Origin of the sequence: Altericroceibacterium indicum (assembly GCF_009828105.1) — a bacterium.
GTDB lineage: Bacteria > Pseudomonadota > Alphaproteobacteria > Sphingomonadales > Sphingomonadaceae > Altericroceibacterium > Altericroceibacterium indicum.
The window spans coordinates 617,270-640,882 of record NZ_WTYQ01000002.1; the positions used below are offsets into that span (position 1 = coordinate 617,270).

Consider the following 23,613-nt stretch of genomic DNA (forward strand, 5'->3'; position numbering starts at 1 on the left):
ATATTTCGGTTACTCAGGCAGCGGCGCGATTGACACCCTTGCTCTGAAGGTAGCGTTTCACATTGCGAGCGGCCTGCCGCAAACGCTGTTCATTCTCAACCATGGCGATGCGGACATAGCCTTCGCCATCTTCGCCATAGCCCACACCCGGTGCCACAGCGACTTCGGCTTCGGTCAGCAATTCCTTGGAGAATTGCAGGCTGCCCATATGGGCGAGTTCTGGTGGCAGCGGTGCCCATGCGAACATGGAGGCCTTGGGCGGTGGAATGTCCCACCCTGCCCGGCCGAACGCTTCAATCATCACATCGCGTCGTTTGTGATACAGTTCGCGATTGGTGTCGACGATATCCTGCGGGCCATTCAGTGCAGCACAAGCAGCGGCCTGAATCGGCGTGAAAGCGCCATAATCGATATAGGATTTCACCCGCGTCAGGGCTGCGATAAGCTGCTTGTTACCCACTGCAAAACCCATCCGCCAGCCGGCCATGGAATAGGTCTTGGACAGAGAGGTAAACTCCACCGCGACATCCTTGGCTCCCGGAACCTGAAGGATCGAAGGCGTAGGATTGCCATCATAATAAAGTTCGGAATAGGCAAGGTCGGACAAGATCCAGACCTTGTTTTCCTTCGCCCATGCCACCAGCCGCTCGTAGAAGGCCAGATCCACCGTTTCGGCCGTGGGATTGGATGGATAATTCACGATCAGAATGGTCGGGCGCGGTACGGTGAAGTGCATCGCCTTTTCCAGCGCATCCCAATATTTCTCATCCGGCGTGGTTGGTACTGAGCGGATCGAGGCACCAGCGATGATGAAACCGAAGGTGTGGATGGGGTAACTGGGATTGGGTGCCAGAATCGTATCGCCGGGCGCAGTGATCGCGCTGGCCAGCGTGGCGAGCCCTTCCTTGGAACCCAATGTGACAACAACTTCGCTCTCGGGGTCGAGATCGACACCGAAGCGGCGCTCATAATAATTCGCCTGGGCCTTGCGCAATCCGGGGATGCCCTTGGACTGCGAGTAGCCATGTGCGTCCGGCTTGCGAGCCACTTCGCACAATTTGTCAATCACATGTGGGGGCGGGGGAAGATCTGGATTGCCCATGCCAAGGTCGATGATGTCCCGCCCTTCAACACGCGCCGCGTGACGCATCGCGTTGACTTCGGCGATGACGTAAGGCGGTAAGCGCTTGATGCGGTAGAACTCTTCTTCCATGACCTCTAACTATTCCTGAATAGACACAGCTTGATTGCCGCGTCGCTGCAATAGTGACGGAAACGCACGATTCACGCAATGAAGCCTTCAGTCAGCGATCATTTTTATCCTTTGCCTACTCACAATTGTCGTAAAAGAACGTATGCTCTCCCGTGATGAGCCATAACGATTCCAACCCGACAGGCAGTTCTGGCGACTTTCCTGGCCGCGCTGCCCAGTTGTTCACCGAGATGCTCCGCTTGCAGAGCGATGCTGCAAGGCAGTTGATGGACACCATCCTGCCCGAAATAACGGCATCCCTCACAAGCGATGAGAACTGGGCCGAATGGAACGATGCCGCTGCAGCGCTGCAGAAGATGTGGCTGGAATTCAACCACCAGCAAGCACTTCCGATGACACCGATTCCCTTCTTTGCCGATCCTTCCGAATGGATGGCATTGATGAAGAAATGGTATGATCAATTCCCCATGACAGACCCTTCTCGTCAACAGAATTTGTGGGAAGAAGGCGTCGCGCTGTGGGAAGATATTCTCGATCAATACGGGCTTGGCCCCAAGGGGAATGGTGCCGGTTCGCTCAACCCGCATTTACCTCGTAAGGATCGCCGCTTTACCGACCCGGCATGGCGTGAACATCCCGCCTTTGCCCTGCTTCATCAAACCTATCTGTTTCTCGCCGAAAGAGTGCAGGAGATGGTCGATGATGTGGATGGATTGGCCGAGCAAGAGCGTGAACAATTACGCTTTGCAACCCGCTGCGTGCTCGATGCGATGAGCCCGGCCAATTATCCACTGGTCAACCCGGCAGTGCTCGAACGCACGATGGAAACGCGCGGGGCCAATCTGGTGAAAGGCATGGAACGACTCGCCGCCGATCTTGAACGCGGCCAGTTGACCCACACCAAAGTAGATCAATTCAAGCTGGGTAAAAATGTCGCTGCCACCCCCGGCAAGGTTATCCACGAAACGCCGCTCTATCAGGTAATCCAATATTCACCGATGACTGAGAGCGTCATGGCCACGCCGCTGGTGATCTTTCCTCCGTGGATCAACCGGTTTTACATTCTCGACCTCAACCCGAAAAAGAGCTTCGTGCGCTGGGCTGTGGAACAGGGCCTGACCGTCTTTATCGTTAGCTGGCGCTCGGCTGATGAAAGTCATGCAGAGATTGGCTGGGACGATTATATTCAGGCACAAATCGATGTTGTTGATCTGGTGCGCGATCGGCTGAAAGTGCCGTCTGTTCATACTGTAGGCTATTGCGTGGCAGGCACTACCCTTGCCGCCACTCTGTCGATCCTCGCCCGCCGGGGTGAAGGTGACAAAATCGCCAGTGCCACCTTTTTCACCACACAGGTCGATTTTGAAAATGCTGGTGAACTCAAAGTCTTTATCGATGATGCGCAGTTGGAGATGGTTCGCCAGGCCAGTACCAAGGGCTATCTCGATGGCCGCTACATGGCTGCGACCTTCAACCTGTTGCGCGGGGCCGATCTGATCTGGAATTATGTCGTCAACCATTACCTTATGGGGGAAGACTATCAGGCGTTTGACCTGCTCTATTGGAATAGCGACGTCACCAACCTTCCGGCCAAATGGCATGAAGCCTATTTGCGCGATTTTTATCGAGACAATCTGCTGGTTCAGCCCAACGCTTTAAGCGCTTGCGATACACCCATTGATCTGGGGCAGATAAAAACGCCCTGTTACATTCAGGCCGGGATCGACGATCATATCGCTCCTCCACAAAGCGTATTCGCCATGACCACGCATCTGGCTGGCCCTGTACGCTTCGTGCTGGCCGGAAGCGGGCATATCGCAGGTGTCGTCAACCCACCATCATCGGGCAAATATCAATATTGGATCAATTCCGAACCGGTCACTTCACTTGAGGAATTTCGCGCTGGCGCCAGCGAAACGGCTGGAAGCTGGTGGCCGGACTGGATCGAATGGGTTTCCGGCCTTTCACCCGAAAAAGTCCCAGCCAAGGGCAAGCGCAAACCCGGCGGCAGAGGCGACAAGGCGATTGAGGATGCGCCGGGTCGCTATGTGACAATGCGTTAGGAAACATACACCTAGAGTAATTGCCTAAGCAAAGTAACATAATGTTGCGACGCACAATTATCCTTGACTCTGACTGACTCACTCCATATTTATTGCAGTGCAGCAAAGGTCTCTCCTGAACTGCCTTTGCAGGAAGTGAGGATTTATGGACGAGTCTCAAGACAAAGCCATCCAGAGCGCTGAGAAGACAAGCGTCAAACTGCCATCATCCAAGGATGACAGCAGCAAAGCACTTGCGTCGGAAAAACCCAAGGAAACGGCTCCTGCCGCTGCCAAGGCTGAACCGGCCAAGTCATCCGCGCCTGCGGCCTCCTCCGCGCCCAAGGTTTCCGAACCGGCCAAGGCCACTCCGGTACAAAAAAAGACCGCTGTGAAAGCGGCCGTTAAAAAACCGGCCGCCCGCTCGACAGGCAAAGCGAAAGCCAATCCTGCTGAGGGGACCAAAACGGAAAAGGCTGCCCCTGTTGCAGCCAAGGTTTCCCAGTCAGAAACCACTCCCAAAGCAACGATCAGCGAGTTGAAGGAACAAATTATGGCAACCGCCAAAACAAATGAATTCACCGGCACTATGGACACGGCTATGAAGGACATTCAGGCCCGCGCCAGTGCAGCTTACGAAAAAAGCCAGGAAATGATGGGTGAAATGACCGAATTCACCAAGGGCAATGTCGAAGCCATGGTTGAAGCCGGCAAGATCCTTTCCAGCGGTATGCAGGAAATGAGCAAGGCTTACGTCGAAGACGCCAAGTCAGCTTATGAAGCTGCCACCACCGACATGAAAGCCATGGCCGCTGTGAAGAGCCCAACCGAGCTGTTCCAGCTTCAGAGCAATCTGATGCGCCGCCATTTCGATTCCATGGTCGCTTTCGGCTCCAAGAGCAGCGACGACATGGTGAAACTGGCAAATGACGCGATTGCTCCGCTTTCCGGCCGCATGACTGTCGCCACGGAAAAGTTCTCCAAGGTAGCCTGAGCCAACGCTCACGAAACCAATCGCCGGGTGGCATCGTTTCCCGGCCATGACATTGGGCCAGACGATCATTGCGATTGTCTGGCCCTTTTCATATCGGCTCACCCGGTTTTTGCTTCGCAAAAGGCAAGGAAATGCAGCGATTTACGATTAAGAAAGCAAGCACACCTTGCAGCCAGACCATTCCTTACGATATTCAGGCACAATGAACTGGCCCATTGAAACCTCTGACGCTCTTGAAGAGATTGTCCTTCCTGCCATGGGTGGGGAGTATAACGGTGCTGACGATGGGGCACATGACGATGAAGCTCAGATTGGCCTGGCCACAAAAGCCCGCGCCAAACCCAAAAAGCCGAGCCAATATAAGGTTCTGCTGTTGAACGATGACTACACCCCAATGGAATTCGTCGTCATCGTGCTGAAACGCTACTTCCGCATGGATCTCGAACAGGCCACGCGGGTTATGCTTCAGGTCCACCAGCATGGTGTGGGCGTATGTGGCGTATTTCCTTATGAAATCGCTGAAACCAAAGTGAATCAGGTGATGGATTTTGCGCGCGAAAATCAGCATCCCTTGCAATGTACGCTGGAAAAGGCCTGATACTGGTGACAGTCAGCGCCACAAACGCCATGACCTTGGGCGCAAGTGACGCTATAGGCCAGTTTCGCTTTTGAACATCCACAAGCAATCGGCCTGACATTTGCCTTTCATCACTGCAACAGACCGCTACATCTTCCGGCTCGTGATCGTACCGATGCTGGGGGTTTTTGTCATCGCGGCGTCGCTGCTGATGCTCGACAAGATGTTGAGCCTGTTCGAAGTGGTTTCTACCCAGGGCGGGCCTGTTGGCATCGTGTTCCAGATGCTGCTCAACTTGATCCCCGAATATGCCAGCCTGGCCATTCCGCTGGGTCTGCTGCTGGGCATTCTGCTCGCCTTCCGCAAACTCGCCACATCAAGCGAACTCGACGTGATGCGCGCGGTGGGCTGGAGCTATACGCGGCTGCTGCGGGTTCCTTATCTGATCACCGTTGCAATGGTGCTGCTGAACTTTGCCATTGTCGGCTACCTCCAGCCCATTTCGCGCTATTCCTACGAACGTTTGCAATATGAACTGAAGTCCGGCGCACTGGGGGCATCGATCAAGGTGGGAGAATTCACCACCCTAGAGGACCGTATGGCGTTGAAGATCGAAGCCAGTGAAGACAATGGCAAGCGGTTGATGGGCATCTTTGCCCGTGTGTCTGAAAAGAGCGGCCAGGTTCTGGCCATCTCAGCCCGCGAAGGCCAGTTTCTCGCCAATCAGGACAATCGCAACACCATCATCATGCGATTGAACGACGGCACGATTATCCAAACCACGCCAGGCAAGACACCACGTGTCTTGAGCTTTACCCAGCACGATCTGCCAATCGATCTGCCAGCCATCGAACGGTTCCGCCAGCGTGGAGGGGATCGCGAATATATCCTGCCTGAACTGCTTAAAATTGGCTGGAGCAAGGAAGCTCCCAAAGCCGAGCGCACTTCCAGCCTGGCCAGTTTCAACTACCGGATGGTGGAAGTGGTGATGATGCTGATGATGCCGCTGCTGGGTGTAGCGCTGGCAATCCCGCCCAAGCGATCCACCTCGGCGCTGGGGGTGTTTGTGTCGATTGTGATGGTCGTCGCCTATCACAAGGTAAACCAATACGGGCAGTCAGTGGCCATGATCGGCAAATTCGATCCATGGGTACCGCTGTGGGGGCCGTTCGTTATCTTCTCCGCACTGATCTTGTGGATGTATTACCGCGTGGCCTATGTTCCGGGCGGACAAGCTATCGGAGCACTGGAATCGGTGTTTGCCAAGATTTCCAAATTTGTGACCAAGCTGTTCCGTCGCGAACCTCGCCGGGTTTCTGAACACCCTGCGGAGGATGCTCATGACGCTTGATTTCTTCCCTTCGCGGACGCTGACATTCTATCTCGCCAAAACTTTCATCGTCAGAATTCTGGCGGTGCTGGTGATGCTGGTGGTCATACTGCAGATGCTCGACCTGCTGACCGAAAGTGCCGATATTCTGGCCTATCCCGGCAATAATGAAGCACAATTATGGACCTATGTGACCTTGCGCGTCCCGCAGTTGGTGTCCCGCTTCCTGCCATATTCCGTGCTTCTGGCAACCATCATCACTCTGGCGACACTGAACCAGAACAGCGAAGTGATCGCGATGAAATCCGCCGGGCTTTCTGCGCATCAAATTCTCGCTCCATTACTGGCGACAGCCGCAATCGTGTCCAGCGTATCCTTCGTTTTCAACGAACGTGTCGTCACCCATGCCACAGCAACGCTCAAAGCATGGAATGCGGTGGATTATGGGCCAATACCAAAACAAAGCGTGGTGCACTCGAACGTCTATCTCAATAATGGGGCAGATATTCTCTACGCAGCGCTAGTGTCTGGTTCCGGCAATGACATCGTGATGAAAAACGTCACCTTTTACGAGCGTGACGCAAATGGCATGATCACCCGTGAATTACGGAGCCCCAGCGCTACCTATGCTGCGCCCGGCTGGCTACTGAAGAGCCCGGTAATGTTCGATGTGCAAAGCGCCGACACACGGGAACTCGGAGAAGATTTGCTGATCGCCCGCGGGCTGAAACCCCGCCAGATTGATCTCAACTCGGTGGATGCCGATGCTCAACCGTTGAGCGAACTATCCGCCTCCATCTCTTCCTTGCGCGCTGCCGGTCGCCCAACTGCGGAACTGGAAGGCAAATGGTGGCACAAGATTTCTGGCCCACTGTCCGCCATATTAATGCCATTGCTTGGCGCGGTGGCTGGCTTTGGCCTCGCCCGTTCCGGACAATTGTTTGTTCGCGCGGTTATCGGCATGGCGCTAGGCTTCACATATTTCGTAGTCGATAACGCCGCTTTAGCGATGGGCAGTTTTGGAGGGTACCCGCCGTTCCTGTCTGCCTGGGCACCTTTTTTCCTCTTCCTTCTGGTTGGTGAAACAGTTCTCATTCGCACCGAAGAGTGAGTTTCGGGGAACCATGCGCGTGTCAATACGTCGCATGGTAACGACCGCGAAGGAGAAGACCTGTGAAAAGATATATTTTTCCCGCGATTGCAGGCACTGCCATGCTGGCCCTCACCGCTTGCGGTGGTGAACCTCAGGAAGCCACTTCCAGTGACGCGCCAGCAGCACAGGAGCCCGCCACGACGCAGGTTTCCATGACCACACCATCTGCTGGTGATGGCACGACAATGGGTAATCCCGCGCCGGATGCGAGTGCAACGCCCGCACCCGAAAAGACCGACAGCGGCATGTAATCGACAGGCCCCCGGTTCACCGGAAGGTTTCAAATGGGCCGGAGCAATGTGCTTTCGCGCCCATTTTTTCTTCATGGAAAGGATAGTCTCATGAAATTTGGTAATAGTATATTCGCAGCTGGCGCAGTTCTGGCATTGGCAGCCTGCTCGCAAGCCAACGCACCTGAAGCGCCCGCACAAAATGAAGCAAATTCTTCAGACACAACAACCGGGACATCCGAACCACGCGTCCCCATGGCGAATGATTCTGCGACTCAAGACGAGAGCGGAAATCGCGTCACAGTGGATAAGAATGGCGTTTCTGCACAAATCAACAGCGGCGACAGCAAAGTCTCAGTTGATACAGATGGGAAGGCTTCGGCAACCATCACGACCAAATAAGCGCGACCCGATAGCCATAGGTCATACCGCAAAATGGTAGCAGGCGCGCATGAATCTGTTCGCCTGCTATCTCACATATGCTTCCAGCTCTCACTGGATGCTCAAGCCGACCTTTTGTCCTCGCATTCACGCCTTATACGATCACCAAGATTCCTCCTGCCGTAGCTTGGCGAGGTGCATTCAGCTATGGCATAGGGCGGTATAGCATCAGATCGGCAAACACAGGCTTTGCCGGGCCAGCAGGATATTTTTGAACATGGGTGGCATCACCATCACGCCGGTCAACGGCAAAAAGGATCTCAAAAAATTCATCGATTGTGGGTATAGGCTGAATGCTGGCGACCCCAATTGGGTGCCGCCTTTGCGATCCGAAATGGTAGAATTGCTGACGCCGGGTAAGAATCCGTTCCACGATCACGCCAAGATGCAGCTTTTTCTGGCCCATCAGGATGGTCGGGTCACAGGCCGCATTTCCGCTCATTATGACGAATTGGCACTGACCCAACCACCAGAAAAGGGCATGGGGCCGGGCACTGGCAATTGGGGTTTACTCGATTCAGAAGATGAAGCGACGGCCAAAGCTCTGATTGCCCGGGCCGAAGAATGGCTGCGCGAACAGGGCATGACCCGCGTTCTTGCGCCCATGAGTCTTTCCGTGTGGGAAGAGCCGGGCCTGCTGGTCAAAGGCCATGATCATCCCGCCACGGTGATGATGGGTCATCACAACGCCAAATATCAGGCGTGGATCGAAGGCGATGGCTATGAACCAGTAAAGTCGCTGGTGACCTATGAGCTAGACATTACCAAAGACTTCCCGCCGCTCCTCCAGCGGATCATCAAATCGGGTGAAAAAAACGAACGGATCAATGTCCGCAAGGTGGAAATCGCCCATTTCGAGCGTGAAGCCAATATCATCATCGAAATTCTGAACGAAGCATGGTCCAACAATTGGGGGTTCGTACCGTTCACCGATAAAGAGAAGGCCCATATGGGCAAGAAGCTTCGCCCTCTGGTGCGCGAAGATCTCATCATGATCGCTGAACTGGATGGCGAGCCGGTGGCCTTCATGCTCACCCTGCCCGATGCCAATGAGCCGATTTTGAAGATCAAGGGAAAGCTGTTTCCTTTCGGCTGGATCACCATGCTTCGCTGGCTCAAAAATCCCCGCGTCAAAACCATGCGCGTGCCGTTGATGGGAGTGGTCAAACGCCTCCAGAACAGCCGAATGGCCAGTCAGCTCGCTTTCATGATGATTGAATATATTCGCCGGGAAGCCATCAGCAAATATGGGTCAACCCGCAGTGAAATTGGCTGGATTCTGGATGATAATCAGGGAATGATTGCTATCGCTGATGCGATCGGCAGCACAATCAACCGGGAATATCGGATTTACGAGAAACCGCTTTGATGCAAGCCTGCAGGTTACGCTCATTGTGACCGACCTGCCTCTTTCAATAGCTGAGCATTTGGGCCGCTGGAACGATGGCACGTTGCAGCAGCCTTTTCCTTGCATTTCCTACGGCTGATGGGAACTCGCCTGCTCTATCCTACGTTAAGTTACTGATATCCGGAGGGCATCAAAACTTAGTCAGCTTCAGGAAAAATACGATGAAGAACGTAAGCAAAAAGGCAAATATTACTAGCCCTTTAGGCAGCGTTCTGGTCGTTGAAGACGATCCGGTACTGGCTCTTGATATAGAGGCAACCCTTCGCGCTCATGGGGCAACCAACGTTACAATCTGCGCCTCACTCGCGTGCACAATTGCCGCGCTGGAGCATCAAAAACCGGACTCGATCATTCTCGACGTTCATCTATCTGATCGGGATGATGGCTGGACCTTGGCAGAACTGGTTGAGGAGCTAGGCCCCAATCGCCCGCGGATTGTATTTTCCACGGGCGCACCCGATGCTATTCCAGCCGGCATCGCTGATCTTGGAACGATCATGGCTAAGCCATATGATCCCAACCATTTGGTTCCGTTGCTTGCAAGGCAAAAACCTCGCGGCATTTTTTCAAGGCTGAAAGCGTCTCTCACCTCAAGCCCCGCTTAGGTTTCCCTCAATACATTTTATGCGCCTTTAGAGCCCTTTCAGCGCTTTTTCGGGGCTGTTAAGCTCATTCTGCTAAACCCTCAGAATACGAAATAAGCAATTGAAAAAAGGCCTCTATTCTGAAACCATCAGAATAGAGGCCTTTCGGGATCGTATCACCGCCATTTGGACGGGAGGGGGGCTCGGCGGTGATATAGCGATAATGGCCAGCTTGATAACTGGTTCCGACCAAACGTGTTTTTATGTCTTTTTTTTGGGCCAGCACTTCCTAAGTTAGACCTGAGGGGCGCAGTGCCCATAGGAGCCCGTTTGAATTATTCAGGCAGTCCGGAACAGCCGGCTACCTGAAACGTTACATGCGCGCCGAAATCATCGGGAAGGTATTTTATGTCATTAGGGGCAGCAGTTGCCGCACATCTCCCATTTCTCCGTCGTTACGCGCGCGCCCTGACCGGTTCGCAAGCGACTGGCGATGCCTTTGTTCAGGCAACGCTTGAAGCTGCTTTGGCAGACGAAGAACTCTCTAATTCATTAAGAGGCGGTCGCGTTCCGCTTTATCGCGCATTCAACAAATTATGGTCGAGCGCATATCTCGAAATCGGCAATGAAGAACAGGCCCTTCCCTCTGCAGCCCATGAAGCTGCAGCACAGGGCCAATTGCGCCGTATCACACCCATGAACCGGCAGGCCCTGCTGCTTACCACAGTGGAAGATTTCTCTCCCGGTGAAGCCGCTCAAATCATGGGCGTGCAGGAAAATGATGTGAACCGTCTGGTGCAAGAAGCGGTTGCGGAAATCGACCGTGAAAGCTCCACCAATGTCCTTATCATTGAGGATGAACCTCTGATCTCCATGCAATTGGAAGATCTGGTTCGTTCATTGGGCCATGATATTTGCGGTACGGCAGCAACCCGCACACAAGCACAGGAAGTTGTAGCCAAGGAAACACCTGGCCTTGTGCTGGCTGATATTCAGCTTGCCGATGGTTCTTCCGGCCTTGATGCAGTGGACGATATTCTCGCCATCGGGTCTGTGCCAGTGATCTTCATCACGGCTTACCCTGAACGGCTTTTGACAGGTGATCGGCCAGAACCGACCTATCTCGTTACCAAGCCATTCCAGGAAGACACGGTACGCGCTGCAATCAGTCAGGCATTGTTCTTTGGATCAAGTCGCCCGCTCGACTGATCGGGCTAATCTTTAGGCAGATATAAAGCCGGCCGGGAGCTTAGCTCTCAGGCCGGCTTTTTGCGTCAGAGACAATCCTGCCCCGCCCTGAAAGAGCCTTCAAACCTGTGAATCAGGGATACTGGCGAGGTGCGCTGGCTTCGGCGTACGCATAGCAAACGGCTTCGGCTTGCGAACAGGAATCGTCAGTACGCAGCTGACCCCTTCAGGTTCAAACCGGAGATCAACTGGATTGCCCACTTCATGAGCCACAATTTTCTCGATCAGGTCAGTGCCAAAGCCCCGACCACGCTTGGCCGCAACGGGCGGCCCGCCACGCTCCAACCACTTAATTTGTACCCGATCCCGCTCCACCATTTCCCAAGCGACTGAAATTCGCCCGCCACATTGGCTAAGCGCACCATATTTGGCTGCATTGGTCGCCAATTCATGGACCGCAAGCCCCAGCGAAAGGGCATCATTCGGGGCGAGCTGAACTTCATCGCCTTCCAGCTTGACCTCATGGTCACCCGATTGCGCATAGGGCAGCAATTCGGCCTGAACCACAGACCGCACGGGCGTCGCACCCCAGTCAGACTGGGTGAGCAAATCATGCGTTGCTGACAAGGCACGGATACGACCGTCGAGACCGTCGGCAAAATCGTTGAGGCTCTCAGCACGGCGGCGCGTCAAAGCAATAATCGACAGGACATTGGCAAGCGTATTCTTCACCCGATGATTAAGTTCACGTGTGAGAGAATTGCGAATGGACGCCTGTTCTTCCAGCCAGCGCAATGCTGCCTGGTCTTCCATTGCCTGCGCTGTTAAAATACGGATCAGAACAGTCAACAGCAGCGCCACCAGCAAGCCGAAAATCAAGGTCGCCATAGATAGGCCAGAAAGCGTATCCGTGCGGCCACCATGCAGTTCCAGAACCCATGGGTGATTGGCAATTGTCACTACCTGACGTTCCACCATACCAGAGTTACCGTTGGGAAGACTGTCAATTTCTGCCAGCAGATTGGCAGGGGCAACGCTCCGGTCATAAATCCTCACGCTGAACTGGCCTGCACCCTCCAGTTCCAAAGCTGAGGCAAAAAAGTCCTGCGCGTTAAACGGGCTGAAAATATAGCCCTTCAGTGCTCTTCCTCCGGGGACTGGTTTGAAAACCGGCATATAGATAAGAAAGCCCGGTTCAGGGTCACCTCCCTCTTGCTGCAAGACAACACGCCCACTGGCCGTAGGCCGCGATGTGCGTTCGGCCTCCATCATGGCTGCCCGGCGCACCGGCTCAGAGAACATATCAAAGCCCAATGCCAGGCGGTTACGCTGAGTATCGGGTTGCAGGAAAGTGACCGGCACGGCGAAAGCCTGAGCCGGGCTCAATTGAGGGTGTAAGCGGATGCTGCCCGGCCCATCCCTCTTCATGGATTCGTTAAAGGCTTCCACCTCGTCAGGATAGACAACCCGCGCCCAGCCAATGCCATCAGCACCCCGATATTCTGCATCGAGACGCAACTCGCTGACAAAGCGGCGAAAGCGGGATGCCGGAATGTCATCCATCATCGCCAACAAGGCTGCACCTGCCCGGAGATAAGCACTGCTGGCATTTGCCCGCCGTTCAAGCGCAGATGAGATAGCCGCCGCGCGGGTGCGAAGCTGAGCCGCTGCCTGTTGGTCTTCACTTCTCTCAATGGCGTAAACGCTCAACGCAGTAATGGCTGCGATCAGAAGAAAAATAGTCAAAGGAACAGCGCGAGGGTATCGAACCAACCAACGTTTTGTCCTGCTGCCAGACCCGGCCAAACCAATCTCCAACTCATTTCTCGACATGCGTTCTGGCCCTACGTCACCGAGTTTTGCGGGACCGTAGGCAGGAGCGGATCGGTCTTACTCATCTTCACCCGACTGCCAGAAGCTGTCCAAATTTCAATAAGGCAGTCTGCAGGGAACCATATTGCATCATTTTCGTTCCACACTCAGGCTGATTTATCAGAGAAAATGAAACGAATGGGAAAGTGAACTCTGTTATCTGGCAGAAAAATTGCCAGATTATGGAGCAAATCGCATATATATGGGGCGGTAGGCATATTTTCGCATGACAGGCATGGATAACAAAAAATCATCACCCGCAGCCAAAACGGCTGCTAAAGATAATCGCGAACCGGAATGGACCAGCGGTTTGAAGCAATTATACGATTCTGTGGTCAATGAACCATTGCCTGACAGTTTCATGGACCTGCTCGCCAAACTCGATGATGGCGACAAGAAATGAGTAGCGATAAAGGCAGCACAAAACGCGAATTGCCTGAACGCAGCGCTGAAGATAAACGCAACTTCAAGCGCGAACTCACGGAAGTTGCTCCCCATCTTCGTGCTTTTGCACGCGGCCTGTGCGGCCGCCCGGATATGGCCGATGATCTTGTACAGGAAACAATGCTCAAAGCATGGGCTGCGCAAGACAGGTTCGAACCGGGCACCAGTATGCGTGCTTGGACATTCGTAATTTTGCGCAACGCTTATCTCACGGACATGCGCCGCAACCGCTTTCGTGGTGAATATGATGAGACAGTGGCGGAACGGGTGCTGACTGCTCCTGCCGGACAGGAAGAACCAATCCATCTGTCAGACATGCACCGCGCATTGCTGACGCTTCCGCCGGAGCGACGAGAGGCTCTCCTGCTGGTAGGTGCTGGCGGATTTTCTTATGAAGAAGCTGCCAATATTTGCGGCTGCGCCGTGGGTACAATCAAAAGCCGTGTAGGTCGTGCTCGCGCCGCTCTTTCCAGCATGATCGAGGATGGTGACATTCCTGACCGCTCCATCAGTGACCCTTCTGCGCATCGAGCTATTCTCGAAGAACTCGATCATGTTTCAGCAGGTTATGGCAAAGCGGCAACAGCCGCCAAATAAAACCTCGCTCAATTGACTGGGATAAGGGGCATTCCGCTTGAAGCGCCCCTTGTTGCCCGCCATTTAGCCCTGAGGATAAAAGGTGAGGCGACAAATGAGCTCGCAACAGGGAAAAGGTAGCCAGAACGGCTCAAGGGGGGCTTCACCCCCATCAAGCGCCGCTAGCAAGAGCCATTTCGAGAAAGTGATTCAAGAGGATGAATCACTTCAACAGAATGGTGACAATGGTCAGCAGGCGATGACTTTTGCCGCTCAGGAACTGCGCCTAGTATCCGCCCTTGTCCTGCTTTTAGCCACCGGACTGTTCCTGGCCCTTCCCTTTGTTCTGTCGATCGGTGCAGTCGTTTTTCTGCCGCTGGTAACAGCTTTGATGCTGACCATTGTGCTCTCTCCGCTGGCAGATCGCTTTTCTATGCTGGGCCTGCCCAATGTCATCGCTTCGCTGCTCGCCTTGCTGTTCTTCATGGGCATTCTGGTGCTCGCACTTGGAGCGGTGCTCCAGCCAGCCGTCAGCCTGTTTGATGAAGTTCCGGCAATGGTGAGCAGAATTGGTGAACATTTCTCACATCTGAAAGGTAGCCTGGATTGGATCACCAATCTTAACCGGCAAATTTCCGGCATCGTGGGTGACAGTAATCAGGACAGAGTTGTTCTGGCTGGACCCTCCATGCTGGAACAATTGGCATTCGCTACACCAAGCGTCATTCTGGAAGTTCTGCTTACCTTTCTGATGGCGTTCTTTATGATAGAAGCGCGTGTCAGAATGCGTCACCGGCTTCTTCTCGACCGAGCGCATTTTGGAACCAGCCTGAAAGCGGCGCGGGTGATCCGTGATGTGCAGGATCGGGTCGCAGCCTATATTTTGACCGTTGGGCTTATCAACCTTGGCATTGGCATAATCGTTGCCCTGGGTGCTTGGGCACTTGGAATGGGCGCGCCTGTCATGTGGGGCGGCCTTGCGGCACTGCTCAATTTTCTGCCTTACATCGGCCCAATGGCAATGATTGCTCTACTGACACTGTTTGGCCTTGGAACGGCCGACGCGCCGCTTGTCGGAATGATCCCTGCTGCAGCCTATCTGGGGCTGCACGCAGTGGAATCCAATGTGGCGACACCCTCTATCCTCGGTGCGAAGTTCACGATGAATCCGGTGATGATCCTGATTGCCCTGAGCTATTTCAGCTGGATCTGGGGTGTAACTGGCGCGCTGCTTTCCGTCCCCATCCTGCTTTCGCTCACAGCCCTAATCGATCATCTGGGCAAACCCAATCTCATCGGCTTCATTTTCGGTGAGCCCCTGTTTTCGAGCAATCCGCTGACCGCGCATCATCCCGAAGAACCAGCTCACGAACAATAGGCCGGATATGCAAAAGCCCGCCGCGCTGAATAGCGGGCGGGCCTTCATCATATCACCTGGAAAGGCTTAGGCAGGATATTTCCATGCCGAACCGCGCGCCAGATTTTCAGCGGCAAATTCCCAGTTCAGCTTCTTTTCGATCACTTCCTTCAAGTAAGAAGGACGCGCATTCTGGTGATCGAGGTAATAAGCATGCTCCCATACATCGATCGTCAACAATGGGTTGAAATCGGAATCAGCCAGCGTATCGCCATCATGCGTTTCTTCGAGTGACAGTTTACCACCCTTTTCAGCGAGCCACACCCAGCCGCTGGCGAAGTGCCCTGCACCTGCTGCAGCAAGCTTTTCCTTCAAGCCATCGAAAGAACCGAAAGCTTCGTCGATCTTGGCTGCCAGATCGCCAGTAGGCGCAGCCGTTTCAGCAGTCAGCGACTTCCAGTAGAAACCGTGGTTCCAGCTTTGTGCTGCATTGTTGAAAAGACCCTGATCACTACCGCGCGCTTTGGAAATGACGGTTTCCAGGTCGTCATTTGCTTTGTCCGTGCCTTCGATCGCAGCGTTGGTCTTGTCAATATAGGCCTTATGGTGCTTGCCGTGGTGGAAGCTCAGAGTTTCTGCAGAAATTGCAGGTGCCAGAGCGTCTGCCACAAAAGGCAGTGCCATCAGTTCAAAAGCCATAGTTCTCCATCCTTCAGTTACTATGAAAGGGTCGTTCTTGAGCCCAACGCGCGAGAAAGCGCTGAGTTGCTGTTGCAAACAATTCTCAAACCTGTTCCAGATTCGACTGTCTATCTATTGTGGATGCCACTGCCACATTCATGGTGACGTTGCCTACCGTTCGCATCAGATCTGGCAACATTTCTACCGCGACCAGCAAAGCCAGGGGGCCGATTGGCACGCCCATAGCAAGTGCAATGGGGCCAATGGAAGTCACAAAGCTTACCGCACCCGGCAGACTGACCGAGCCCATCGTAGTGATCATCGCCACAGCGGCGCCTGCTGCCAATGTAGCAGGGGTCAGCGGTACACCGGAAAGATGCGCCACATAAATTGCCACGGCCATATTCATGGCGGGACTGGTTGCCCGAAAGATCGCCACAGCCAATGGCAAAACGAAATCGGCCGAAATGTCCCGCACCCCGAGTTGGCGGCAAGATGCAAGCATCGCAGGCAAGCTGGCCAGCGAGCTTTGAGTTGAAAGAGCAACCGCTTGCGCTGGAAGCACTTCACGAGAAAAACGTCCTAAACGCTTACCTCCGCCCAACACTGCCAGCGGATAGGATGCGAGCAGCACGATCAGGCCAAGGCTGGAAACCAGCAGCATATAATGCCCCAGAGCAGCCACTGCGCCACTACCTGCCCTTGCCGCCAATCCGATTGCCAATGCGAAAACGCCAATCGGTGCGATCCACAAGATCCAGCCGATAACCATCAGCATTGCATTGCCCAGAGCTTCGAAAAACCCATGCAGCAGTTTGCGTTGAGCAATCGGCAAACGCGCAATCGCCACTGCGAGCGCGGCAAAGAAAATAATCACCGGCAGAATAGCGTTATTCGCGGCAGCAGTGACCACATTGGGCGCAATCAGTGATTCAAAAAAAGCTCCTAACCCCGGCACCTGTTGCACCGTATCCGTGTGGGAGATCTGCAAAGCTCCCCGCGCTCCGTTTGGAATAGGAAAGAGATTCAATAACGCAGGAACAACCAAGCAGGCCAGCAATGTCCCGCAGGCCAGAATGGCGATAAAAGTTGAAAGGGTCCGTCGGGCCATCGCTCCAGCGCGAGCTGTATCGACCATTTTGACAATGCCAACGACAAGCAACGAAGCCACCAGTGGGATGATTGTCATCTGCAAGGCCTGGAGCCAAAGCTTGCCTACAGGCCCCGCCACCAACAAGATAGGCGCGATGACCGTATTGTCAGCCAAAACCCAACCGAGGCCAAGACCCAACACCAAACCGGCAAAGGTCCAGCCAGCCGGAAGATTAATATCCTGCAATGTGTCAGAAACGCCGGATGCGGCCATCGAACTCCCCTGTCCGCCGGATTTCGCAGGTGACATAGGATGCAGGAGGCGTCATGGCAAATAAGCAATCGATCTTCGCCACCAAACCTTCGGAGAACCGCCAAAATGGAACGCAGCTATTTCGGAACGGATGGTATTCGCGGTCGCGCCAATGCTGGTGTACTAACCGCCGCCACAGCCATGAAAGTGGGTCAGGCTGCAGGCCGCCATTTTCTGCGCGGCGATCATCGACATCGGGTTGTGATTGGCAAGGACACGCGGCTTTCCGGCTATATGATGGAAACCGCATTGGTGGCAGGTTTCACCAGTGTAGGCATGGATGTGGTGATGACCGGGCCACTGCCGACGCCTGCCATTGCCCTCCTTACCCGTGAAATGCGCGCAGATATTGGGGTGATGATTTCCGCCAGTCACAATTTGTTTGCGGATAATGGCATCAAGCTTTTTGGCCCGGATGGCTTCAAACTTTCTGATGAGGATGAAGAAGCGATTGAACGCGCTCTGGGCGAAGAACAGCAACTGGCGCAAGGCGATCAGATCGGCCGCGCCCGTCGGATTGATGATGCACGCGGGCGCTATATCCATTCCATCAAACAGACTTTGAATGATGCAGTGCGGCTAGATGGGCTGCGGATTGTCGTCGATTGCGCCCACGGTGCTGCCTACACCGTTGCCCCTTCCGCCTTCTGGGAGTTGGGCGCCGAAGTTATTGCGATGGGCGTGTCGCCAAACGGCCTGAACATCAATGATGGTGTGGGTTCGACAGACCTTGATGCCATCAAGGCACGCGTTGTTGCCGAGCGCGCGGATATCGGCATTGCGCTGGATGGAGATGCAGACCGCCTGATCGTGATCGACGAGAAGGGCGAAACCATTGACGGTGATCAGATCATGGCGCTGATCGGCTCACGGCTTGCGGATAGTGGCCATTTACGCGGTGGCGGGATTGTTGCCACAGTCATGTCCAATCTTGGGCTTGAACGGTTTCTAGCCAGCAAGGGGCTGGACTTGGTCCGCGCAAAGGTGGGCGATCGCCATGTGCTCGAAGCGATGCGCAAGGGCGGTTATAATGTGGGTGGTGAACAATCAGGCCATATGATCCTGCTGGATCATGCCACCACGGGCGATGGCTGCATTGCAGCGCTTCAGGTCGTCGCAGCGATGGTCCAGTCTGGCAAACGCGCAAGCGAATTGCTGCATCTGTTCGACCCGGTTCCACAACTCCTCAAGAATGTGGTCTACGCCAGCGGCAATCCATTGGCTGACCCCAAGGTTCAGGCTGTAATTGCCGATGCAGAAGCACGATTGAAGGGTAAAGGGCGGCTCGTTATTCGCAAATCCGGCACTGAACCCAAAATCCGCGTGATGGCAGAAGGTGATGACCGGGATGAAATCGAACAGGTTGTCGACACTATCTGCTGCGGCCTTCAGGAAGCTGCCAATTAATATGACAGCTCAGCACATCGCCCCGCCCCGCATCCTCTCCATTGCCGGTTCGGATAGTTCCGGCGGCGCGGGGATTCAGGCCGACATCAAGACCATCACGATGCTGGGTGGCTATGCGATGACCGCAATCACCTCGATCACTGCGCAGAACACGCTTGGCGTGACCAAGGTGGAAGCCTTATCGGCCGATATGGTTGCAGCGCAGCTTGATGCCTGTCTTGATGATATCGGGGTGGACGCCGTGAAAATCGGTATGCTTGGCTCCCCCGATATTGCCAATATCGTCGCAGACCGGCTTGAGCGGCTGGAAGCGCCCATCATTTTCGACCCGGTGATGGTTTCAACAAGTGGTTCCGTACTGGCCGATGAAGACACCGTGGCAGCTTTTGAACGCCTGATGTCCCTTGCCGCGCTGACAACGCCGAATGTGCCTGAACTGGAAGCTCTTGGCGGTTCGCAGAAGATGGCTCTGCGCCATATCCCTTACCTTGCCAAAGGCGGTGACATGGAAGGCCCCACCGTGATGGACCGCCTCGTGCAACCCGATTTGCCTGAGATTGTGTGGGAAGATGAGCGGATCTTTACCCGCCATACACATGGGACAGGCTGCACGCTTTCAAGCGCTATTGCGACTTTGATGGGGAAAGGTTCCACGCTTGAGGACGCCATCAGCGAAGCGCGCGATTTCACTCGTCAGGTGATGTTGGCCGCTCCCGGGTTTGGGGCAGGCCATGGGCCGATGGGGCATCAGGCATATCAGTCAGGTCGGGAGGGGTAACGGCGCCCATTCAGGCACCATTACCCCATCCAATCACCATTGCAGTTCGTAAAACTCGGCAATGTGCTTCCATGCATCTTCTGCCGTTTCACACCAGTGGAACAGCTTGAGATCATCGTGATTGATCGTGCCTTCATCAGCCAGTGCTTCGAAATCGATCACCCGATTCCAGAAATCCTTGCCGAACAGCATGATCGGAATGGGCTTCATCTTGCCCGTCTGAATCAGTGTCAGAAGTTCGAAAAATTCATCGAACGTCCCAAAGCCACCGGGGAACACTGCCACCGCGCGGGCGCGCAGCAGGAAATGCATTTTACGCAGCGCGAAATAGTGGAACTGAAATGAAAGATAGGGTGTCACATAGGGGTTCGGTGCCTGTTCGTGAGGCAGCACGATATTGAGGCCGATGCTTTCCGCACCTGCCTCAGATGCCCCCTTATTCGCCGCTTCCATGATCGACGGACCACCGCCTGAACAAATCACAAACTGCCGCTTACCATCTTCGATGATGGACTTTTCACTGACCATCTTCGCAAGGTTAAAAGCTTCCGCATAATATTTCGACTTGGCGACGAGATTGCGCACGACCTGCTTACGCTCTTCCGGCAGATCATTGTCGAGCGCTGTTTCTGCAGCTTCCGGCGGCGGAATGCGCGCAGAGCCATACATGACCAGAGTCGATCCGACACGCGCTTCATCAAGAAGCATTTCCGTCTTCATCAGTTCCAACTGGAACCGCATCGGGCGTAGCTCTTCTCTCAGCAGAAATTCCGTATCGCGAAACGCCAGGCGATAGGCTGGATGCTGTGTCTGCGGCGTAATGAGCGGGTTTTTCTCAGCAAAGTCAGCTTCTTGTTCGGCCGGGTAGAACTTACGGTCCACCAGATCGCGTTCATTACCTATCGTTTCGTCGTCCCGTTCACTCACACGTCATTCTCCAAAGCACTGCTTTAGGCAGCTATAGCCAGCCCTAGGCGTTCCATAGTCATATGGAAAGGCGCAGCGCCCCAGCTATCAAATTGTTCCGAGAAGTTTTGGATGCCCCGTGAGGATTCGAACCTCAATTGACGGAGTCAGAGTCCGTAGTCTTACCATTAGACGACGGGGCAACCGGTGAGGCGCGCAACTAGGCGGGCTAATCCGAATCGTCAAGGGGTAGTTTCGCTGCAATTATATTCTGCCAATAGCCACGCTTGCCGGATGGGGTCGGGTTCGCTAGCTTGGTGTCAGGTCCCCGGCCACAGGTCGGGAAGAATGATAAAAAGAAAGTACAGTTACCATGGCGGACATTTCTCCGCCGGAAAAGAAGCGGGATAGAAGCAGAAAGCCGCGCGGCAAAAAGTCACCGTCGCGCCCGCCAGCCAAGGAATCTCGCCCTTCCGGTGAAAGACAAGGGGCAGAACCGGCCACGCCAAAAATATGGCGTCGCCCGCCTCACAGGCAATTTCGGCAAGCCTATGCCGCAATCGACCTCGGCACCAACAATTGCCGCTTGTTAATTGCGCGCCCATCAGGCGAAAATTTTGTCGTGATTGACGCCTTCAGCCGTGTGGTGCGGTTGGGCGAAGGTCTCGCTCAAACCAATATGCTGAGCGATGTCGCTATGGACCGGGCCGTAGGTGCCCTGAAGGTCTGCGCCGAAAAACTACGCCGCCGCAATGTTCACCTCGCAAGATCTGTTGCAACCGAAGCCTGCCGCCGCGCGGGGAATGGTGCCGCTTTTATTGAAAGGGTCAAAAAAGAAACCGGCATCGTTCTTGATATCATTTCTGCACAGGAAGAGGCTCGCCTTGCGGTTCTGGGCTGCCACATTCTGCTAGAAGACGGAATCGGCCCAGCGATGATTTTCGATATTGGTGGCGGTTCAACCGAACTGGTGCTGATCGAAGCGGGTGGCCCGGTGCCCCGCATTCTGGACTGGCAATCTGTGCCATGGGGCGTGGTATCGCTGACAGAAACCGTCGGCCATGAAATGCCGGGGGCTGCTGCGCGTGCCTCGCGTTATGCAGCAATGCGCAAGCTTGTAGCAGACAGCTTCGCGGATTTTGCCGAACGGGTGAAATCGGCGCAAACGCCTGAGTTGCGGCTTTTGGGCACCAGCGGCACTGTGACCACGCTGGCCAGCCTACATCTTGATCTTCCACAATATGATCGCAAAGCCGTAGACGGCTTAATAGTGCCCTCTGATAGTATGCGCGACATTTCGCAGCGCTTGTCTACAATGTCTCCGAAAGAACGCCGACGGCTGCCCTGCATCGGCAATGAACGCGCCGATCTGGTCGTTGCCGGCTGCGCTATTCTGGAAACAATCATGGACATCTGGCCAGCTCCGCGCCTTGGCGTAGCGGATCGCGGCATCCGCGAAGGTATCCTGCGCTCTCTGATCAGTTCGGATGCCGAAGGTATTGAAACCCAGGCAGCGCTTCATAAAAACAAGCGGAATGAGGGATAAATGCTATATAGTCCCTCAACAATCCCTCTTGCCCACAACTCCTCTTTTGCAAAGGCTCGCCTCTGATGGCCCGCTCCGGTCAAAATCCTGACAAGCGCTTGCGCACTGCTCGCAACCGTACTGCATCCTCGGTTCGCTGGCTCGAACGGCAGCTTAACGATCCTTACGTCAAGCAAGCCAAGGCTGATGGCTACCGCAGCCGTGCGGCCTATAAGCTGATTGAACTGGACGAGAAGTTCAGCCTGTTGAAGAACAAGCGCCGTGTGGTTGATCTTGGGATCGCACCGGGCGGTTGGAGCCAGGTTGTCCGCAAGATCTCTCCGAAGGCCGCGGTCGTCGGGATCGACCTTTTGCCGACTGAACCGCTTGAAGGCGTCACCATCTTCGAGATGGATTTTATGGCAGACGACGCGCCACAGAAGTTAGAAGAAGCATTGGACGGCGCACCGGATCTGGTCCTGTCAGATATGGCCGCCAATACGGTGGGGCATAAGCAGACCGATCATTTGCGCACGATGGGGCTCGTGGAAACGGCCGCTGATTTTGCCATCTCAACGCTCGACACGGGCGGTGCATTTGTTGCTAAAGTTCTGGCAGGTGGCACCGACCCGCAGTTGCTTGCGCTGCTCAAGAAGCATTTTACCACCGTCAAACACGCCAAGCCTCCAGCAAGCCGGAAAGGTTCTTCCGAATGGTATGTCGTCGCGCAAGGTTTCAAACCGCGCGGTTAAGCCCGAAATAACGGGTGCTGTAAAAAAGCAGCGCTTATCGCGTCAGGATCAGTTTTTAGCGGCAGCTGCCGGTGCAGTTACTTCTGCGCCAGCTGCCGCCGGATCACTATCAGCCGTTGGATCAGCTGCGCCCCCTTCCACAGCTTCATCCGGTTCATCCGGCTTTGCCTCTGCTGGTGCCTCAACTGCTGGTAAGGGCACGCCCGGCCCCATGGAATTGAGATAGACGATCATATTGGCGCGATCTTCTGCACTGCCAAGACCTGCGAAGCTCATCTTGGTGCCTGGTGCAAAAGACCGAGGGCTTTTCAGCCATTCGTCCAGATTTTCGAATGTCCAATTTCCACCATGATCTGACAGCGCACTGGAGAAGGCAAAGCCAGCCTTGCCCTTGCCAATCGGCTCATCAACTGTGCCGTAAAGATTGGGGCCAATGCCATTCGCTCCGCCTTGCGCAATCGTATGACAGGCCGTGCATTTGGCAAAGATTTTCTCGCCTGCAGCAGGATCAGCAGTGGACAGCAACATCGCAAGCGATGGCCCTTCACTCGCCCCTTCTTCTACGACACCTTCAATCGGATAGCCCATTTTTTCGGGTCTCTCCGGACTATCTGCATTGAAGAAATGTCCGCTGATAATGGAAAGCCCAAGGGCCACGATACCAGCAAAAAGAGTCCAGCCGGCAATAGTATTAAAACGGTCGGTCATGGAAATCTTAAGCCCCTCACAAAACTTTGCCTTTTGTCTAAT

The 23,613-nt window shown here is 54.5% G+C and carries 23 protein-coding genes and 1 tRNA gene; 17 read left to right on the forward strand and 7 right to left on the reverse strand.

Features of this window, described 5'->3' with window-relative positions; genetic code table 11:
• Nucleotides 1–13 precede the first annotated feature (13 nt).
• Nucleotides 14–1,213: an LL-diaminopimelate aminotransferase gene (locus tag GRI39_RS07830; RefSeq protein ID WP_160739113.1), complete on the reverse strand. Its 1,200-nt coding sequence runs from the start codon at nucleotides 1,211–1,213 to the stop codon at nucleotides 14–16.
• Between the two features lie 155 nt (nucleotides 1,214–1,368).
• Here GRI39_RS07830 and GRI39_RS07835 point away from each other — a divergent pair, with 155 nt between their 5' ends.
• From GRI39_RS07835 to GRI39_RS07880, 10 genes are all read left to right on the forward strand, one after another.
• Nucleotides 1,369–3,276, forward strand: coding sequence for a PHA/PHB synthase family protein (locus GRI39_RS07835; protein WP_160739114.1), 1,908 nt, complete (start codon nucleotides 1,369–1,371; stop codon nucleotides 3,274–3,276).
• Nucleotides 3,277–3,421: 145 nt separating this feature from the next.
• Entirely contained in the window at nucleotides 3,422–4,249 is an 828-nt protein-coding gene (locus tag GRI39_RS07840) for a phasin family protein (protein ID WP_160739115.1), read from the forward strand.
• Between the two features lie 256 nt (nucleotides 4,250–4,505).
• On the forward strand, nucleotides 4,506–4,847 hold the full coding sequence (clpS, locus tag GRI39_RS07845; RefSeq protein WP_160739273.1) for an ATP-dependent Clp protease adapter ClpS: 342 nt from the start codon (nucleotides 4,506–4,508) through the stop codon (nucleotides 4,845–4,847).
• Between the two features lie 100 nt (nucleotides 4,848–4,947).
• Entirely contained in the window at nucleotides 4,948–6,177 is a 1,230-nt protein-coding gene (locus GRI39_RS07850; protein WP_160739116.1) for an LptF/LptG family permease, read from the forward strand.
• Nucleotides 6,167–7,267, forward strand: coding sequence for an LPS export ABC transporter permease LptG (lptG, locus tag GRI39_RS07855; protein WP_160739117.1), 1,101 nt, complete (start codon nucleotides 6,167–6,169; stop codon nucleotides 7,265–7,267). Before GRI39_RS07850 ends, lptG begins: the two co-directional genes overlap by 11 nt.
• Before the next feature lie 62 nt (nucleotides 7,268–7,329).
• Nucleotides 7,330–7,560, forward strand: a complete 231-nt coding sequence (locus GRI39_RS07860) for a hypothetical protein (RefSeq protein ID WP_160739118.1) — start codon at nucleotides 7,330–7,332, stop codon at nucleotides 7,558–7,560.
• A gap of 90 nt (nucleotides 7,561–7,650) precedes the next feature.
• Complete coding sequence (locus tag GRI39_RS07865; protein WP_160739119.1) at nucleotides 7,651–7,941, forward strand: lipoprotein; 291 nt, start codon at nucleotides 7,651–7,653, stop codon at nucleotides 7,939–7,941.
• Nucleotides 7,942–8,197: 256 nt separating this feature from the next.
• Nucleotides 8,198–9,349 (forward strand): N-acetyltransferase, encoded by a 1,152-nt coding sequence (locus tag GRI39_RS07870; protein ID WP_160739120.1) that lies wholly within the window; start codon nucleotides 8,198–8,200, stop codon nucleotides 9,347–9,349.
• Nucleotides 9,350–9,549: 200 nt separating this feature from the next.
• Complete coding sequence (locus tag GRI39_RS07875; RefSeq protein ID WP_160739121.1) at nucleotides 9,550–9,993, forward strand: response regulator; 444 nt, start codon at nucleotides 9,550–9,552, stop codon at nucleotides 9,991–9,993.
• 387 nt (nucleotides 9,994–10,380) lie between these two features.
• The gene (locus GRI39_RS07880; RefSeq protein WP_160739122.1) at nucleotides 10,381–11,181 is read left to right on the forward strand and encodes a response regulator; all 801 of its coding nucleotides are present in this window, start codon (nucleotides 10,381–10,383) and stop codon (nucleotides 11,179–11,181) included.
• Between the two features lie 99 nt (nucleotides 11,182–11,280).
• On the opposite strand, the gene GRI39_RS07885 is transcribed toward GRI39_RS07880, so the two are convergent.
• Nucleotides 11,281–12,906: a CHASE domain-containing protein gene (locus GRI39_RS07885; RefSeq protein ID WP_246204959.1), complete on the reverse strand. Its 1,626-nt coding sequence runs from the start codon at nucleotides 12,904–12,906 to the stop codon at nucleotides 11,281–11,283.
• Nucleotides 12,907–13,258: 352 nt separating this feature from the next.
• Here GRI39_RS07885 and GRI39_RS07890 point away from each other — a divergent pair, with 352 nt between their 5' ends.
• The 3 genes from GRI39_RS07890 to GRI39_RS07900 all read left to right on the forward strand — a co-directional run bounded on the left by GRI39_RS07890 (nucleotide 13,259) and on the right by GRI39_RS07900 (nucleotide 15,430).
• Complete coding sequence (locus tag GRI39_RS07890; protein WP_343033310.1) at nucleotides 13,259–13,435, forward strand: NepR family anti-sigma factor; 177 nt, start codon at nucleotides 13,259–13,261, stop codon at nucleotides 13,433–13,435.
• Complete coding sequence (locus GRI39_RS07895; protein WP_246204960.1) at nucleotides 13,432–14,073, forward strand: sigma-70 family RNA polymerase sigma factor; 642 nt, start codon at nucleotides 13,432–13,434, stop codon at nucleotides 14,071–14,073. The genes GRI39_RS07890 and GRI39_RS07895 overlap by 4 nt, the downstream gene beginning before the upstream one ends.
• A gap of 184 nt (nucleotides 14,074–14,257) precedes the next feature.
• A complete protein-coding gene (locus GRI39_RS07900) occupies nucleotides 14,258–15,430 on the forward strand; it encodes an AI-2E family transporter (protein ID WP_343033311.1) in 1,173 nt (390 codons plus the stop codon).
• Nucleotides 15,431–15,496: 66 nt separating this feature from the next.
• Here GRI39_RS07900 and GRI39_RS07905 read toward each other — a convergent pair whose 3' ends face one another.
• On the reverse strand, nucleotides 15,497–16,108 hold the full coding sequence (locus GRI39_RS07905; RefSeq protein ID WP_160739125.1) for a superoxide dismutase: 612 nt from the start codon (nucleotides 16,106–16,108) through the stop codon (nucleotides 15,497–15,499).
• An 85-nt stretch (nucleotides 16,109–16,193) separates the two neighbouring features.
• A complete protein-coding gene (locus GRI39_RS07910; protein ID WP_160739126.1) occupies nucleotides 16,194–17,456 on the reverse strand; it encodes a dicarboxylate/amino acid:cation symporter in 1,263 nt (420 codons plus the stop codon).
• 105 nt (nucleotides 17,457–17,561) lie between these two features.
• Between GRI39_RS07910 and glmM the strand changes: the two genes are divergently transcribed.
• Together glmM and thiD are read left to right on the forward strand one after the other, a co-directional pair.
• Complete coding sequence (glmM, locus tag GRI39_RS07915; RefSeq protein WP_160739127.1) at nucleotides 17,562–18,902, forward strand: phosphoglucosamine mutase; 1,341 nt, start codon at nucleotides 17,562–17,564, stop codon at nucleotides 18,900–18,902.
• Between the two features lies 1 nt (nucleotide 18,903).
• Nucleotides 18,904–19,680, forward strand: a complete 777-nt coding sequence (gene thiD / locus GRI39_RS07920) for a bifunctional hydroxymethylpyrimidine kinase/phosphomethylpyrimidine kinase (protein WP_160739128.1) — start codon at nucleotides 18,904–18,906, stop codon at nucleotides 19,678–19,680.
• A 33-nt stretch (nucleotides 19,681–19,713) separates the two neighbouring features.
• Here the strand turns inward: thiD and GRI39_RS07925 are convergent, their stop codons facing one another.
• Both GRI39_RS07925 and GRI39_RS07930 read right to left on the reverse strand, forming a co-directional pair.
• The gene (locus GRI39_RS07925) at nucleotides 19,714–20,607 is read right to left on the reverse strand and encodes an LOG family protein (RefSeq protein ID WP_160739129.1); all 894 of its coding nucleotides are present in this window, start codon (nucleotides 20,605–20,607) and stop codon (nucleotides 19,714–19,716) included.
• Between the two features lie 108 nt (nucleotides 20,608–20,715).
• A tRNA-Gln gene (locus tag GRI39_RS07930) sits at nucleotides 20,716–20,789 on the reverse strand.
• A 170-nt stretch (nucleotides 20,790–20,959) separates the two neighbouring features.
• On the opposite strand from GRI39_RS07930, the gene GRI39_RS07935 reads away from it, so the two are divergent.
• Together GRI39_RS07935 and GRI39_RS07940 are read left to right on the forward strand one after the other, a co-directional pair.
• Complete coding sequence (locus GRI39_RS07935; protein WP_160739130.1) at nucleotides 20,960–22,132, forward strand: Ppx/GppA phosphatase family protein; 1,173 nt, start codon at nucleotides 20,960–20,962, stop codon at nucleotides 22,130–22,132.
• Nucleotides 22,133–22,197: 65 nt separating this feature from the next.
• A complete protein-coding gene (locus tag GRI39_RS07940) occupies nucleotides 22,198–22,863 on the forward strand; it encodes an RlmE family RNA methyltransferase (protein WP_160739131.1) in 666 nt (221 codons plus the stop codon).
• Between the two features lie 48 nt (nucleotides 22,864–22,911).
• Here the strand turns inward: GRI39_RS07940 and GRI39_RS07945 are convergent, their stop codons facing one another.
• The gene (locus tag GRI39_RS07945) at nucleotides 22,912–23,571 is read right to left on the reverse strand and encodes a c-type cytochrome (protein WP_160739132.1); all 660 of its coding nucleotides are present in this window, start codon (nucleotides 23,569–23,571) and stop codon (nucleotides 22,912–22,914) included.
• Between the last annotated feature and the right edge of the window lie 42 nt (nucleotides 23,572–23,613).